This is a genomic window from Bacillus cihuensis (genome assembly GCF_000504145.1).
GTDB classification, from domain to species: domain Bacteria; phylum Bacillota; class Bacilli; order Bacillales; family DSM-1321; genus Peribacillus; species Peribacillus huizhouensis.
This window is the reverse complement of record NZ_KI632498.1, coordinates 252,729-266,995: the sequence shown is the minus strand read 5'-3', so window position 1 is coordinate 266,995 and position 14,267 is coordinate 252,729. Positions and strand designations below refer to the sequence as shown.

The following is a 14,267-nucleotide window of genomic DNA, read 5'->3' as shown; positions in this document are numbered from 1 at the left end:
CTGTTAGATCATAACTTATTCAAATGATGGTTTTACCTCAAAAATTGATTGACCACTTTTCCTAATATTCTCAGACTATTTATCGAAACTACTAGTAGATTCAATTTCTGAAAATCTTAATCTATCATAATGTTCTTTGTCCAAAATCAATTGCATAAAGGCAAGTCTCACTAATAAAAACGTCAAAAGAAAACAAATAACGATAAACATAATCCTTAATCCTTTTTTCGCTTCCATTCCCATCATGTACACAATCTCCAAGTTTAATTTTTAGAAAAAACGGTTGCAGTTAGAAATAGAATACACGTTACAGCGAAGATAATTGTCGTGATTGGTTGCGGGACTAAAATGTAAAAGATTGTGCTACATATTAAAATTAAACCACTTACTTCACTAAGAAATTTTAACGCCATATGAATCGATTCCTTTCAAATTTCTATCTTAACGACCTTTCAAAGAAAGTTGTAATCTACTATAATATAATTTATTTAATTATACATAGGTGAGCTTCTGAGCACCATGTAACAAACATCACATTTTTCTAACATTTTATAGAATATTCTGTTTTCTTTAAGAAAATAAGATGGAGTATGCTCGTTCAATGAGCTTCCGATATCTTATTAGGAGGGATCGTTGGTGAATAGTCAATCATACAAAGTTTTATTAAAATCCATCGGAATGGAAACAATTGCAAATTTTAAATACCTGCAAGGAAATAGTGAGATGATAGTTGGTCGCTCAAATAACCAGGAAAAAATCGACTTTCCTATTTTTAATAAGCTGGTTTCTCGACGACATTGTAAAATTTACTTGCAAAATGGCTTAATTTTTATCGAGGACTTGCAAAGCAAGCACGGTACCGAATTAAATGGTCAAAAATTAACTCCCTTTAAATCATATCGATTCAAGGAAGGCGATTCACTCACGTTAATTAGTGGGCTGATTGAATTCCAGATTGAAAAAAATAATGACGATACGATAGAATTTTATGTTGGGGAACGAACGAACACGGGTAAAACGGTGCTCAATGATTCGATGCAAACAATCCAAATAAAAAAAGAGTTGATTAAAATGGCTCATAAAGAATTTACCTGCTTTAAGCTTTTATTTAATCATATCGGCAATATTGCGACAAAGGAAGAAATTATCCAGACCGTTTGGCCTGAGCGTAACATCGCGTCAGATTCTCTCGTAACGGATGAAGAAATTTCCTCATTGATTTATCGAGTACGTAAGAAAGTTGGCCATCACTACACTATTAAATCCATTAAAAATAAAGGCTATTACTTAGAAGAAATGGTATAAGCCTCTCCCATAAGGATCTGATCTCGTACTTTAAATTGGTATGTAGTATTTCATATACCTTGTACTGTCTTTAGTTGGTGTGTTAGGTCTATCCCTTTGCTTTAGGAGACACCCCCCTCTAATTTGCATAGAGGATCGAGGATTTCACATGAAAACCCTTATCCTCTGCTCATTTTTTTATTCATCTATGTAGAAGCTTGAGGGCAATGGCGTTTTTTCAACTTTCCTACAAGTTATTGCATCGCACCAATGATGATGCCAGCAATGAGGTACGTCACAAGATGGTATCCAATCGTAATGAAATATAGACCGATTGTTCTACTCTCGAACAAGAAATTCATGCCGATTTTCACAGAGATACTAACCCCTATTAGCAACCCAACAATCATTCCCGACATCATTGTTGTTTCTTTCATCATTGTTAATAGCAAGGCTAGTACGAAGGATCCTACTAAAGCAGTTAATGCTGTCAGAATATATGTGAGCGGGCTCCCCCCTGACATTTCCTCTTTTTTCAGTCCAATTTGATTCAGCCACGTATTTCCAAATAAAACGGGTGAATACCACAAAAATCCCAGTACCATTGTAATCATTGTTGTTATGAGTACCGCGAGATAATTCACTTGAGTTAAATCCACAATTTAGCACCTCCTTTTTTGTTCATTATATAATGGTTGCTGGGGAATGACATCTAAAATTTCGTCTTTTACAAAGGCTTTTTTCGTAAAGATTGTTGTTTTTAGCAAGAAACCAATTCGAACAGATGTTGATCTTCGTTACAGGTGCGAGACTCCTGCGGGAAAAGCGTGTTGAGGGAGACCCCGCAAGTGCAAAGCACTGAGGAGGCTTCTGAGACCGCCCGCGGAAAGCGAGTACCTGCAACGGAAATCAACCCGGATTATTAGTGTAAAAATGATTGAAAAGCAACAAAGTATGTGAAAACAGCCTTTACAAATGATGTTGAAAAATTCACTTTTCATGATAGTCCCCCTGCTTTAATCATAACGATCATCATTCATTGTCGGCTGAACCTTGACGTTCCATATCTAGAAGCTGAGTTTTCATTTCCAAACCACCTCGATAGCCTGTCAGCGATCCGTTCTTGCCTACTACACGATGACATGGGACCGTAATTAACACGGGATTTGCTCCAATAGCTGCTCCCACCGCTCGAACAGCGGCTGGTCTCTCGATATAATTCGCGATGTCAGAGTAGGATTTTGTTTGCCCATACGGAATCTCACAGAGTGCTTTCCACACAGCAAGCTGAAATTCAGTTCCGTTATAATCAAATGGAATAGTAAAGCTCTTCCTTTTCCCTTCAAAATATTCGATTAGTTCAGCCGAGTATGGTTGAAGCTTTTCTTCATCTTCAACAAGAGAACTTCCCGGAAAACGTCGCTCTGCCCAAACGGATAATTCCTCAAACGGCCGATTCTGTGAGCCTACAAACACAAGTCCCTTCGAAGTTGCAGCCAGATAAATACTCCAATCCTTGTCTTTCAGCAATGTCCAATAAATCGTCGTTTTATTTTTTATTGCCATTTTACATCCCCTCCGATTTATGTACCTTATTCGCTAATTTGCGATATTCTTTCGGTGTATGTCCGGTTTTCTTTTTAAATAATGTTATAAAATAGGGCGTGTTCGGCATCCCTACAGACATTGCGATATCAGCAATCGTTCGATCTGAATGGAGCAAATACTTTTCTGCCTGGTTTATCCTGATTTGTTGGATAAATTCTATTGGTGTGATCCCTTTCACCTTTTTAAAAGTGCGATGCATATGATAAGGGCTCCCATGGCTCATATCAGCTAGCGTTTCGAGAGTCAGCTTTTCCATATAATTCTTTTCAATGTATTCTGTAATTAGAGCGACCCATTCGCTATCTGGCAATCGCTCCCCAGTTGGTTTACATCGTTTACACGGTCGAAAATTTGCCCGTAGTGCTTGCTCAGCATTCTGAAAAATACAGACATTTTCTTTTTTAGGAACGCGTGATTTGCATGACGGTCTACAGAATATTCCAGTCGTCTTCACTGCATAGAAAAATTGATCATTGTATGTTGCATCATTGTCGATAATGGCCTGCCATTTTTCAGCTGTCATAGATTCCTCACCTTTCAAATGATGATCGTCCTGAAGGCTATCATGGATTCTGTTTGTCATTTCCCTCACCTCTCTTTCCATTATACCCATCATTAAAACGGAACTTATGATTTTAAGAATGTAAAAGCAAGATAGTGAAATAAGTTATGTAATTTTCGTGTTACAACTTAAACTACATATTTATACGGAATGGAGGATTACAATTGCAGAAGGAAAACTGATGAAAGAACTACTGCAGGGTACAGGGAGTTATGAGGGAGCAGAAAAATTTTTAGTAGAATATTGATTTATCAGCCACGTGGCAAAGCCTATGCTACCTTTTATTTATGGGGCGTCCTCTATTAGATCATATATAGTGTCGCTTGTTCCAATCACTAATTTGATTTTTCACCGTGCTGATCACGAAAAAACCAGCTATTCATTACGCTGAAATAGCTGGTTTTTGTTCATAATTCAAATCTAAACCACCCGGCTACGGTCTTTTCGTCCTTCTTCAATAAAAAGAATCCCTAACTCGTGGTGCTCACCTTCAAAAAGGGCACGTTGAACGAAACGAATTTGCCCGTTATGGCCGATAACTTCCATCTTACAATGTGCGCGGTTTTTTTGTAATGCCCTGTAAAATTCATGTTCATTGCTCACTTGTAATCCATTCATTTTCGAAATGATGTCTCCCATTTCCAAGCCCATCTTATCCGCTGGAGTATGTGGAATCACGCCAAGAATTTTGACACCGAGCTTACTTTGGGAGAAGTAGAACGGAAGCTTACGATCTTGCATCTTGGAAAAATAGTGAATCCATTCACGACCCAGCATTGCAAGAACAACTGCCCCAATAGAAAGGTATGGGTACCAGTTACCCCATACGGCAAGCGTTGTGACAATGACAGCAAGGAAAGTAACTTTTCTTCCTTCTGTTCGTATTGCCATTTGGGGCAGGCTTCCTTGGACGGTTTTGGCAAACCCGATTAGCATTGGAATCGCAAGCGGAGTAAAATGAAGCTCGCCCACCGTAAACACAGGATACCAGTCAATCGGTGCTGCTAACTCGCCTCCTGGAACAAGAATAAATAACGGTAGCAACCAAATTTTTCTCGCTTTATATGTACCAACTACTTGACCTCGCTTCGATACGACCAAATTGGGAGATGGTCGTTTACTACCACCATTACTAATCAATATTCCTTCAGCCAATAACAACAAACCGAGTAATACAGCTAAACCTGGATACACAGCCTTGTCTAGATTTTGAAAACCTGCTGAAAGCATAGGTATGTCTACTTTTCTTCCTGCCAGAAAAACAATCGCCAAGAAGGAAAGACCAACGATATAGGCTGGCGAAAGCAAGCGTATCTGAAACGTCAATGACAACAAAATCGTAAATGCGCTCATTAAAGCAATGGCAGCAAACGGAATAACGAGACCAGAGCCCATCGTTAAAATAGAAAGAACTACACCTAGACAAATCCCTAAAGGCAATAGCTGACGAAGCTCCTGAAATAGACCATTAATTCGAATCGTAAAATCATGTCTTTCCTTTTTCACCCGAAAGTAGCCGACGAACAGGCTAAGAATGATCGACACATAAAAAACAGGATGCACAAAAAACAGGCCAATCCCTTGCCAACAAGCAGCTATCCAATCCACTATCACTATACCCGCAACCTTTCTATCTTCCTTAATAATATGTTAAAAACGGCTTCTGACCCGAAATGTTTATAAAAAAAACATCCATGAAGCGTCTGATCCCAACTCATGCGACGGAAAAGGTTCAGATGCTAAAAACTGTATCACCTCATGAAGGTGGCGGTGCGGAGCTGATTTTGCTAAGCCCCGCCCTTTTTCCACAGAAAAAGGATTTGTAATTTTTTTTACACTTTCTCCTATTCTACCAAATATATCGCCTTCCTGCCTATGAATACGTAGAAAAGTCATCATGAACCTATCAATATTTTTTTAGATTCAGCCTTGTAACCATAATAAGTTCGTACCATATATTTTCCTACCACACCAACCATCTATGAACACCTGCTCCTTCACCAACGATGAATAAGGTTCAGGTTCTATATACTGTATCACTTTATGAAGGTGGCAGTGGAGCTGATTTTAGGTAAGCCCCGCCACTTTTCCACAGAGAATAGCCCGGCCGAAGCCGGGCTACCCGTTATTATTGGTGCCTTGCCATTAATTTTAAAGCTGTACGAAGCTGCAAATCATTTTTCTCATCTTTTTTCTTTTTTGCAACGACTTCCTCTAATGCTGCGGCTGTTTTGCTGTTAATATTACCGCTCACTGTTAAGTCATTTGTATTTTGAAACGCTCTGACAGCTATTTCAGTTTTTTCATCATAATACCCATCCACTCTACCGGTACTATACCCTAATGAAGTTAGAATTTCTTGTGCATTTTTTATTTGTTCATTGTTCATATCTCGTTTCAATATCTTCTCAGCAGTCAATGGATGAACATTGAAATAGGAAGGTTGATGGACTTCGATTGTCGGCGCTATTCCTTTTTGATGAATCCAATTGCCATTGGGCGTCAGCCATTTATATAAGGTAATTTTAATATTACTACCATCTCCCATTGGAATCGCCTGCTGCACTGTACCTTTACCGAAAGTCGTCTCGCCAATAAGCGGATATCCACCAACCTCTTGCATAGCACCAGCCAAAATCTCTGAAGCTGATGCACTGCCTTTATCGGTCAAAATAGCAATTGGATAGTCTTTTTTCTTTTCATTCCCACTAAATACTTCTTTTGTTTGTCCAGAACGATATTCAATTTGCAAATATGGCTTGTCTTTCGGCAGTATTTCACCAAGAATACTCTCCACACTTGTCAAGAAACCACCCGGGTTGCCACGAACATCTATGATTAAAGCACTGATTTTTTCTTTCTCAAGCTCTTTTAACTGTTCTTTAAAATCAGTCGCTGTATTTTGGGAAAAAGAAGTGATTTCAATATAGCCAATCTTTTTGTCATTCTCTTTTTTCACACTTGAAAATACGGTATCAAGAGGAATTTCATCACGAGTGATCGCCATTTTGATTGGATTTGTCACACCTTGTCGCTTAATTTCAAGATTTACAACAGTCCCTTTTTTACCACGTATTTTCAACTGTGCTTCATTTAGATTCATCCCTTCAATCGAATCACCATCGATGCTAATGATCTGGTCTCTCGGCTTCAATCCAGCCTTTTCGGCAGGAGAATCTTTATAAGGTGAAATAATGATGAGTTTATGATCTTCCATACCGATTTCAGTTCCAATTCCGTCAAAGGATGAATCAAGTGCATCATCGAATTGCTTTGCTGTTTCCTTATCCATATAGACGGTATACGGATCTTTTAAGGTTGAAAGCATTCCCTGTATTGCCCCTTCCACCAATTGTGTATCTTCCACTTCTTCTACATACCGTTGATAAATTAAATCATAAGCTCGCTCTACCTTCGCCCACTCTGTATTACCGTACGCGGCCCGCTCCTCACCTGGATGTTCCTCTTTATTGCCCCACAAATATTGATGAACCCCGCTATTTGGATTTGCAACATATCCTCCGCCAGCTGCCCCGATCGTTAATGATGCTACCATCGTTACAGGAAGCGTCCACTTCTTCGCTATCCTTATTTTCATATAAGCCAATCCCTTTCTATAAAGTGAAACTTCAATCAGTGGGGTTTTCTTCATCCTCGCTGATTGTTAGTTAAACCAATCGGGCTTTTACGGGCAGTTATCCCCCCACTTAGCTTCTTCAATTCCTCTTAGCCTTGAGGTGGGGGTATTACTTTCCGTTAAAGCGGGATAACAAAGGTTATATCACAATATATGAAAAAAAAGGACAAGATATGCGCACGAAAAAAACGAAGCTGTCCCAACATAGTCTGACCTCACTCTATATAAACGATATATAGTAGATGTGGGATCTGACCTTTCGTCATCGGACAGCCTCGTTTCGGCTTTCATTATTCAGTTATCATTGCATTACATAGAAACATAGTTTAATGGATTCACAGCATTCGATTTCGCTGCATTCCAAGCACCCTTATGTAGTTCGAAATGAAGATGTTGCCCATATGAGTGACCGGTATTCCCCATATATCCAACTTGCTGGCCTTTTGAAACAACTTGTCCAGCACTTACACTCATCGAGTTTAGATGTGCATATACACTTGTGAAAGTTTGACCGTTGATGGAATGTGAAACCATGACTACATTGCCGTATGAGCTGGACTTATACGCTCGTATTACGACTCCATCTGCCGTTGCAATAACAGGCACTGTACCACTTGCAGCAATATCAATCCCGTTATGCGATTTCCCCCAGCGTCCGCCAAATCCAGATGAAACATATCCCGCACTTGGACGAGTAAACGTACCAGACGAAACGGCTGGAGCACTTACGACCTCATTTGAACTTGAACTTGAAGTTGAACTTGAAGTTGAACCTGAACTTGAACTTGAAGCTTGTTTTGCCTTAGCAGCAGCTGCTGCGGCGGCTGCCTCAGCCGCTTTCTTTCTCGCTGCTTCAGCATCAGCAAGACGTTTTTGTTCAAGCTGAATCGCTTGTGCAATAGCCGTTTCCTGGGCTTTAAGATTGACCGCTTCTTCTTCAAGTCCTACCATATCATGTTCTGCATGCTCTTTTTGTTTATGAAGTTCAGCTAATAACACTTCTTGCTTTTTCTTTTGTACTTGAAGCTGTTGCTTAATTTCCTGCAATTCAGCTAGCATTTTTTCTAAATCGGATTTCTTCTTTTCAACAGCGGATTGTGCTTCTTCCAGACTTTTTTTATCTTGCTCATGCTGTTTAATAATATCCTGATCAGCTTCGACGATTGTAGCAACAGCGCTCACTCTATCAATAAATTCACTGAAACTTGAAGCACCAAGAAGAACTTCTAAATAGTTCAAATTGCCGCCGCTCACTTGATAAGACACCGCACGTTCCTTCAAAAGCTCATTTCGTTTCGCAATTCGATCTTTCAACACGACAATCTCTGCTTTTAATGATTCAATTTCAGCATTCGTCTTGTTAATTTCAGCCGTCTTCTCTATTATTTTATTCTCATTTGCAGTCATGTCTTTTTCAAGCTGATCGAGCTGTTCTTCAACTGTTAACTGCTGAGATTCTAAATGTTTAATTTTAGATTCTGTTTTATGAATATCCGATTGAACATCCGTACGTTTTTCCTGAATCGTTGATTTCTTATCTTTCATCTCTTGCAATGATTCTGCATACGCACTTGGCACAGCTAAAAGGCTTCCAAGTCCTAGTATGATCGTTGCACTCATCGTGATGATTCTATTTCTATGCACTTCCCCAGTTCCCCTTTCTTCTCTCCCTTAGACTTTGATATCTTCTGCTCTATTTAGCTAGGATTCTCTGTTTTGGTACGTATTAGATTAGGTTAAAATCGGACTTGCACAGTATGTACTGACTTCTGTGTTGCGCGTCATGGCGTGCAACACAGAAGGTCATTAACGAGCTTTGATGCAATTTCCAAGCTATTTTTACCCGAGTTTTTGAATAACCTCTTATACCTTTAAAAACTTACGCACAGACATCAAACTGCCCCAAATTCCAATTAGTCCACCTAATAGAATAAGAATCGCTGAAATCTGATAAATAAATGGACTTAATGGTAGCAATTCGAAAAATGGAATGTTAATTTTCGGTGAAACGTATTTAAATAGATTCGAGTAGAATACTCCAATTAATCCAATTGGGATTACGGAACCCAACACACCTAGCCATAAACCTTCAAGGAAGAATGGCCAGCGGATAAAATTATTCGTTGCGCCAACTAATCTCATAATCTCAATTTCTTTTCTTCTTGCCATAATCGTAATTTTAATAGTATTAGAGATCAGGAACATCGCCGTAAACAATAATCCGATAATCAAGACGACGCCAATATTTCGCGCAATATTTACTACATTGAATAAATTATCTACATATTCTTTGCCATATTTAACAGTCTGAACATATTCAAAGGTTTCAATTTTCTTAGAAACCTGGCTTACATCTTGAGGAGTCTTTGTTTTCACAACCAATACATCTCGAAGCGGATTATCTTGCTCAAATAATTTAAAGGCCTCGCCGTTCTCCCCCATACCTTCAATCATATTCGTCAGCTCTTTTTCTTTTGGAGAATATAAGACTGAATCGACTTTGGCGATTTTCTTAATTTTCGCGTCCAGTGTTTTTTGATTTTCTAAAGTTGCAGCCGGGTCGATATGTACCCGTATTTCAACATCATTTTCTACATTAGTTGCGATATGGTTCAAGTTCATCATAATGACTAAAAACACACCAACTAAAAGCAATGTTACCGTTACAGCACTTACAGAAGCAAAGGTCATCCAGCCATTTCTGAGCAAACTTTTACCACTTTCGCGAAAGTGCCGTTGCAATGTATTAAGCTTCATATCCGTATTCACCTCGCATATCATCGCGGGCAATTTTCCCATTTTCAATGGCGATTACACGATGTTTCATATTATTAACAATGTCTTTGTTGTGGGTCGCCATAACCATGGTTGTACCACTCTTATTTATTTCTTCGAAGATATTCATAATTTCCCATGATGTTTCTGGGTCAAGGTTTCCTGTTGGTTCATCAGCAATCACTACTTTAGGCGAGTTGACGATTGAACGGGCAATTGAAACACGCTGTTGTTCCCCACCTGATAGTTCAGTAGGCAACATCCGTACTTTGTGCTTCAAGCCAACAAGATCCAATACTTCCATAACCCGCTTTTTAATTTCATCAGGAGTCTTCTCAATCACTTCCATCGCAAACGCAACGTTTTCGTAAACCGTCAAAGTTGGCAATAGCTTGAAATCTTGGAACACTACGCCGATATTACGACGGAAAATTGGTACCTTCGTATTTCTAATCTTCGGCAAGCTCACTCCATTTACAACGATATTTCCAGTTGTCGGAGACTCTTCCCGATACATCATTTTGATAAAAGTAGATTTCCCCGCACCACTCGGGCCTACTACATAGACAAATTCTCCAGCTTTTATTTTGACGTTGATTCCGTTTATAGCAACGACGCCGTTCGAATATGTTTTATAGACGTCTGTCATTTCTATCATATAAATAACCACCTAACTAGCTTTTTATTTCCAGAAAACAAAAGAATCAATGAACGTGTTTTACAAATCTTATTTCGACAAATTCTCTAAAAAAAACCGAAAAAACCACAGGAAACAATCCTGTTGTTTGTACAAAAGCCATTATACCATCAAAGTTTGTCAAATCCGTAATAAAAAATGTTACAGTTTCATTTCAATGTAAATTCCCAATTTTAACAGCTAATGGGTGTAAAAACAACAAAAAAACGTCCTGCACCTAAGCAAGACGTCATTCATTATGTTGTTATTTTTTTTCAGATAACCATTCAGCAACAATTGCAGCTTGGTCTTCTTTAATAAGTTTAGCTGGCATGCCGCCCTTTCCTTCTTTAATGATTGTTTCAATATCTTCTTTAGAAAGTGTCGAGCCGATAGCCTTAAGTTCAGGACCAAATGCCCCTTCAAGATTCGCACCATGACAGCTTGAACATTTGTTTTTATAAATCTGATCTGCTTCACCTGCAGACGTTGTCGTGGTCCCACCTTCATTTGTTGGTTTGTTGGCGTTGTCATTCGACCCACACGCAGCAAGAGCAAGCGTCGTTCCTAGCAATAATGTAATCAATTTTTTATTCACTAAAATGCCCCCTTAGTTAAATAATCCACATCACCAATATTATACCAGTGTTACGCGTGTTTAAAACCCTCCCCTAACACCTCAGCAGCATCCATGACGACGACAAAAGCTTTCGGATCAACGTCTTTTACTAATTGTTTCAAATTGGTGAATTCCGATTGATCAATCACACACATGAGGATCGGTCGTGAATCATCTGTATATCCTCCCTGACCCGATAATCTAGTAACACCTCGGTCTAGTACATGGATAATTTCATGTCTCACTTCTTCTTCATGATTCGTAATGATCATTGCCATTTTAGAGCGCCTTAGACCTACTTGAATAATATCAATCGTTTTACTTGTCACGTATAAGCCAATTAATGCATACAACCCTTTTTCAATGTCAAAAACAATCGCTGCACTCAACACAATTAGTCCGTCAATTAACGCTACACAAGTTCCTAAGGACAGATTCGTATATTTATGGATAATTTGAGCCGCAAGATCTGTACCACCCGTTGATGCCTTTCCTCTAAAAACAATGCCTAAACCTAAACCAACCCCAATTCCACCACAAATTGAACCGAGCAGTGCATCATTTGTCCAAGGATCCCAATCTTTTGTCAAAAAGACGATTAATGGCAAGATCAATGTGCCGACTAATGATTTTGCTCCAAATTGCATGCCTAACAAGAACAGGCCACTAATAAACAACGGAATATTGAATGCCCACTGCACATATGCGGGTTCAAAGCCGAATATATCAGTCAATATCGTACTAATTCCACTAACCCCACCCGAAGCAATTTGATTCGGTAAAAGGAAGACGTTAAATGCAATCGCAATGATGGCTGCCCCCACGATTACAAGTCCATACTCACTCAATTTCTCAATCACTGGATGCTTCGGTTCTCGATATCTTTTTCTCATTTAACGGGTACTCCCTTCAACCTCTTTGCCCACGCTTTTGTTTACGATTCAAATCGTTCAAAGTAGTATAGCACCGGGATCTGACCCATGTAAATGGTATTCGGATAAAGTGAAACTTCAATCAGTGGGGGTTTTCCACTGATTGTTAGCTGAACCAATCGGGCTTTTACGGGCAGTTGTCCTCCACCTACACTTCTTCGATTCCTCTTAGCCATGAGGTGGGGGCTTACTGCCCGTTAATGCCGGATAAAGTGAAACTTCAATCAGTGAGGGTTTTCCACTGATTGTTAGCTGAACCAATCGGGCTTTTACGAGCAGTTGTCCCCCACTACACTTCTTCAATTCCTCTTAGCCATGAGGTGGGGGGCTTACTGCCCGTTAATGCCGGATAAAGTGAAACTTCAATCAGTGGGGGTTTTCCACTGATTGTTAGCTGAACCAATCGGGCTTTTACGAGCAGTTGTCCCCCACCTACACTTCTTCGATTCCTCTTAGCCATGAGGTGGGGGGCTTACTGCCCGTTAATGCCGGATAAAGTGAAACTTCAATCAGTGGGGGTTTCTTCATTCTGCACATAGAGGTGGGGCTTACTGTCCAAATATGTGACTCTGCGAACCCAATTCCATTCAATGTATACGCTGAACAACTATTGTGCTACAGATCTTTCTTAGTTTTTGCAATGTCAGGGAAATTAATCATAAGATTTCACGAAAGCTATGCACATAATCCAATAAATCTCTCAGCAACACAAAAGTGGGGAATAAAGTGAACAATAAATATCCATTTCAAATAAAAAAAGGTCCACTAAACAGTTTGCACTGTTTAATGGACCATCATCTATTGAATCTTATAATTTTGAGCGCAGATAGGCATCGATGAATGCGTCAATATCTCCATCCATGACCGCTTGCACGTTTCCGGTTTCCGTACTAGTACGGTGATCTTTCACCATCGAGTATGGGTGGAATACGTAAGATCGGATTTGGCTTCCCCAGCCGATTTCCTTTTGTTCGCCGCGGATTTCATCCAATTCTGCTTGTTGCTGCTCGAGTTCGCGTTGATATAGTTTTGCTTTTAGGAAGTTCATCGCTTGAGCACGGTTTTTGATTTGTGAACGTTCAGATTGACATGTGACTACAACACCTGTTGGAATATGTGTAATCCTGACAGCAGAATCCGTCGTATTAATATGCTGACCGCCAGCACCGGTTGCTCGATACGTATCTACTTTTAAATCTTCTGTACGAATTTCCACTTCAATGGTCTCATCAAATTCCGGCATGACTTCACAAGAAACGAAAGAAGTGTGGCGGCGGCCCGATGAATCGAAAGGAGAAATACGAACAAGACGGTGAACCCCTTTTTCTGCTTTCAAATAGCCATAAGCGTTATGTCCTTTGAAAAGAAGAGTCACACTTTTAATACCAGCTTCGTCTCCAGGCAGATAGTCGATCGTTTCTACCTTAAAGCCTCTTTTTTCACCCCAACGAGTATACATACGCAGAAGCATGGAGCCCCAATCCTGAGATTCAGTACCGCCAGCTCCTGGATGAAGCTCAAGAATGGCATTATTTTTATCATATTCTTCACTTAGTAACATTTGAAGTTCGTATTCATTCATATGTTTAGAAAGCTCGACGATTTCCACTTCAAGGTCTGCTAGTAGCTCTTCGTCGTTTTCTTCTTTTACAAGCTCATAAGTCAATTCAAGATTTTCATATGATTCATTCAGTTCAGCTAATTGATTGACTTGATCCTTCAATCCATTCGCTTCATTAATAACAACTTGTGCTTTTTGCTGATCGTTCCAAAACACTGGATCGGACATAATATTATCTAACTCAGCTATACGGGCTTCCTTCTCTTCTAAGTCAAAGAGACCCCCTAAAGTCCACTAATTTCTTAGCTGTTTTCTCAAGCTCATTTCTAATTTCTGCTAATTCCATACTATTCACCTCTTAATTATTTTCAAAAAAACGTAATCAGTCTCTACAACTATATGCAAAAAAAGACGGATTCGCAAACTGTATTTCATGTTTCCTTCTTGTTTGTATGAAGGACATGGGGACGGGTCTCCGCGACTTACTAATCTAGCCAATCTTCTTAGCTGGTATACTTCTTTTTATTATAGAAAATACCTCAAAATTCCGGCTCCGCACCGCCACCATTGTGATGAGGTGAGTGCAGCTTGATACCTGATTAATCCTTCATGG

The 14,267-nt window shown here is 39.5% G+C and carries 13 protein-coding genes; 1 reads left to right on the top strand and 12 read right to left on the bottom strand.

Features of this window, described 5'->3' with window-relative positions; all coding sequences use genetic code 11:
- Positions 1-75 precede the first annotated feature (75 nt).
- Complete coding sequence (locus tag V179_RS31210) at positions 76-246, bottom strand: hypothetical protein (protein ID WP_161632359.1); 171 nt, start codon at positions 244-246, stop codon at positions 76-78.
- Positions 247-636: 390 nt separating this feature from the next.
- Here V179_RS31210 and V179_RS0123095 point away from each other — a divergent pair, with 390 nt between their 5' ends.
- The gene (locus V179_RS0123095; protein WP_028393569.1) at positions 637-1,305 is read left to right on the top strand and encodes an FHA domain-containing protein; all 669 of its coding nucleotides are present in this window, start codon (positions 637-639) and stop codon (positions 1,303-1,305) included.
- A gap of 233 nt (positions 1,306-1,538) precedes the next feature.
- Here V179_RS0123095 and V179_RS0123090 read toward each other — a convergent pair whose 3' ends face one another.
- The 11 genes from V179_RS0123090 to prfB all read right to left on the bottom strand — a co-directional run bounded on the left by V179_RS0123090 (position 1,539) and on the right by prfB (position 14,000).
- On the bottom strand, positions 1,539-1,943 hold the full coding sequence (locus V179_RS0123090) for a DUF1761 domain-containing protein (protein ID WP_028393568.1): 405 nt from the start codon (positions 1,941-1,943) through the stop codon (positions 1,539-1,541).
- Between the two features lie 373 nt (positions 1,944-2,316).
- Positions 2,317-2,850 (bottom strand): methylated-DNA--[protein]-cysteine S-methyltransferase, encoded by a 534-nt coding sequence (locus V179_RS0123085; RefSeq protein ID WP_028393567.1) that lies wholly within the window; start codon positions 2,848-2,850, stop codon positions 2,317-2,319.
- 1 nt (position 2,851) lies between these two features.
- A complete protein-coding gene (locus V179_RS0123080) occupies positions 2,852-3,475 on the bottom strand; it encodes a bifunctional transcriptional activator/DNA repair enzyme AdaA (protein WP_028393566.1) in 624 nt (207 codons plus the stop codon).
- A gap of 399 nt (positions 3,476-3,874) precedes the next feature.
- Positions 3,875-5,068 carry a PDZ domain-containing protein gene (locus V179_RS0123075; protein WP_028393565.1) on the bottom strand — a complete coding sequence of 398 codons (1,194 nt, stop codon included), beginning with the start codon at positions 5,066-5,068 and terminating at the stop codon, positions 3,875-3,877.
- Between the two features lie 514 nt (positions 5,069-5,582).
- A complete protein-coding gene (locus V179_RS0123060) occupies positions 5,583-7,052 on the bottom strand; it encodes a S41 family peptidase (protein ID WP_034302347.1) in 1,470 nt (489 codons plus the stop codon).
- Between the two features lie 348 nt (positions 7,053-7,400).
- On the bottom strand, positions 7,401-8,735 hold the full coding sequence (locus V179_RS0123055) for a murein hydrolase activator EnvC family protein (protein ID WP_028393562.1): 1,335 nt from the start codon (positions 8,733-8,735) through the stop codon (positions 7,401-7,403).
- 219 nt (positions 8,736-8,954) lie between these two features.
- The gene (ftsX, locus tag V179_RS0123050) at positions 8,955-9,848 is read right to left on the bottom strand and encodes a permease-like cell division protein FtsX (RefSeq protein WP_028393561.1); all 894 of its coding nucleotides are present in this window, start codon (positions 9,846-9,848) and stop codon (positions 8,955-8,957) included.
- A complete protein-coding gene (gene ftsE, locus V179_RS0123045) occupies positions 9,838-10,524 on the bottom strand; it encodes a cell division ATP-binding protein FtsE (RefSeq protein ID WP_028393560.1) in 687 nt (228 codons plus the stop codon). The genes ftsX and ftsE overlap by 11 nt, the downstream gene beginning before the upstream one ends.
- A 283-nt stretch (positions 10,525-10,807) precedes the next feature.
- Positions 10,808-11,140 (bottom strand): cytochrome c551, encoded by a 333-nt coding sequence (gene cccB / locus V179_RS0123040; protein ID WP_028393559.1) that lies wholly within the window; start codon positions 11,138-11,140, stop codon positions 10,808-10,810.
- A gap of 50 nt (positions 11,141-11,190) precedes the next feature.
- Positions 11,191-12,054, bottom strand: coding sequence for a YitT family protein (locus V179_RS0123035; RefSeq protein WP_028393558.1), 864 nt, complete (start codon positions 12,052-12,054; stop codon positions 11,191-11,193).
- An 847-nt stretch (positions 12,055-12,901) separates the two neighbouring features.
- Positions 12,902-14,000 (bottom strand): peptide chain release factor 2 gene (gene prfB, locus V179_RS0123030; protein ID WP_235179217.1). Its coding sequence is split into 2 segments (ribosomal slippage): positions 12,902-13,936 and positions 13,938-14,000, totalling 1,098 coding nucleotides; the frame shifts between segments, so codons are not numbered across the junction.
- Positions 14,001-14,267 lie beyond the last annotated feature (267 nt).

Coding starts and splice junctions, on each gene's coding strand:
- V179_RS31210 (WP_161632359.1), bottom strand. CDS start 246: ATGATGGGAATGGAAGCGAAAAAAGGATTAAGGATTATGTTTATCGTT.
- V179_RS0123085 (WP_028393567.1), bottom strand. CDS start 2,850: ATGGCAATAAAAAATAAAACGACGATTTATTGGACATTGCTGAAAGAC.
- V179_RS0123080 (WP_028393566.1), bottom strand. CDS start 3,475: ATGACAAACAGAATCCATGATAGCCTTCAGGACGATCATCATTTGAAA.
- V179_RS0123060 (WP_034302347.1), bottom strand. CDS start 7,052: ATGAAAATAAGGATAGCGAAGAAGTGGACGCTTCCTGTAACGATGGTA.
- ftsX (WP_028393561.1), bottom strand. CDS start 9,848: ATGAAGCTTAATACATTGCAACGGCACTTTCGCGAAAGTGGTAAAAGT.
- ftsE (WP_028393560.1), bottom strand. CDS start 10,524: ATGATAGAAATGACAGACGTCTATAAAACATATTCGAACGGCGTCGTT.
- V179_RS0123035 (WP_028393558.1), bottom strand. CDS start 12,054: ATGAGAAAAAGATATCGAGAACCGAAGCATCCAGTGATTGAGAAATTG.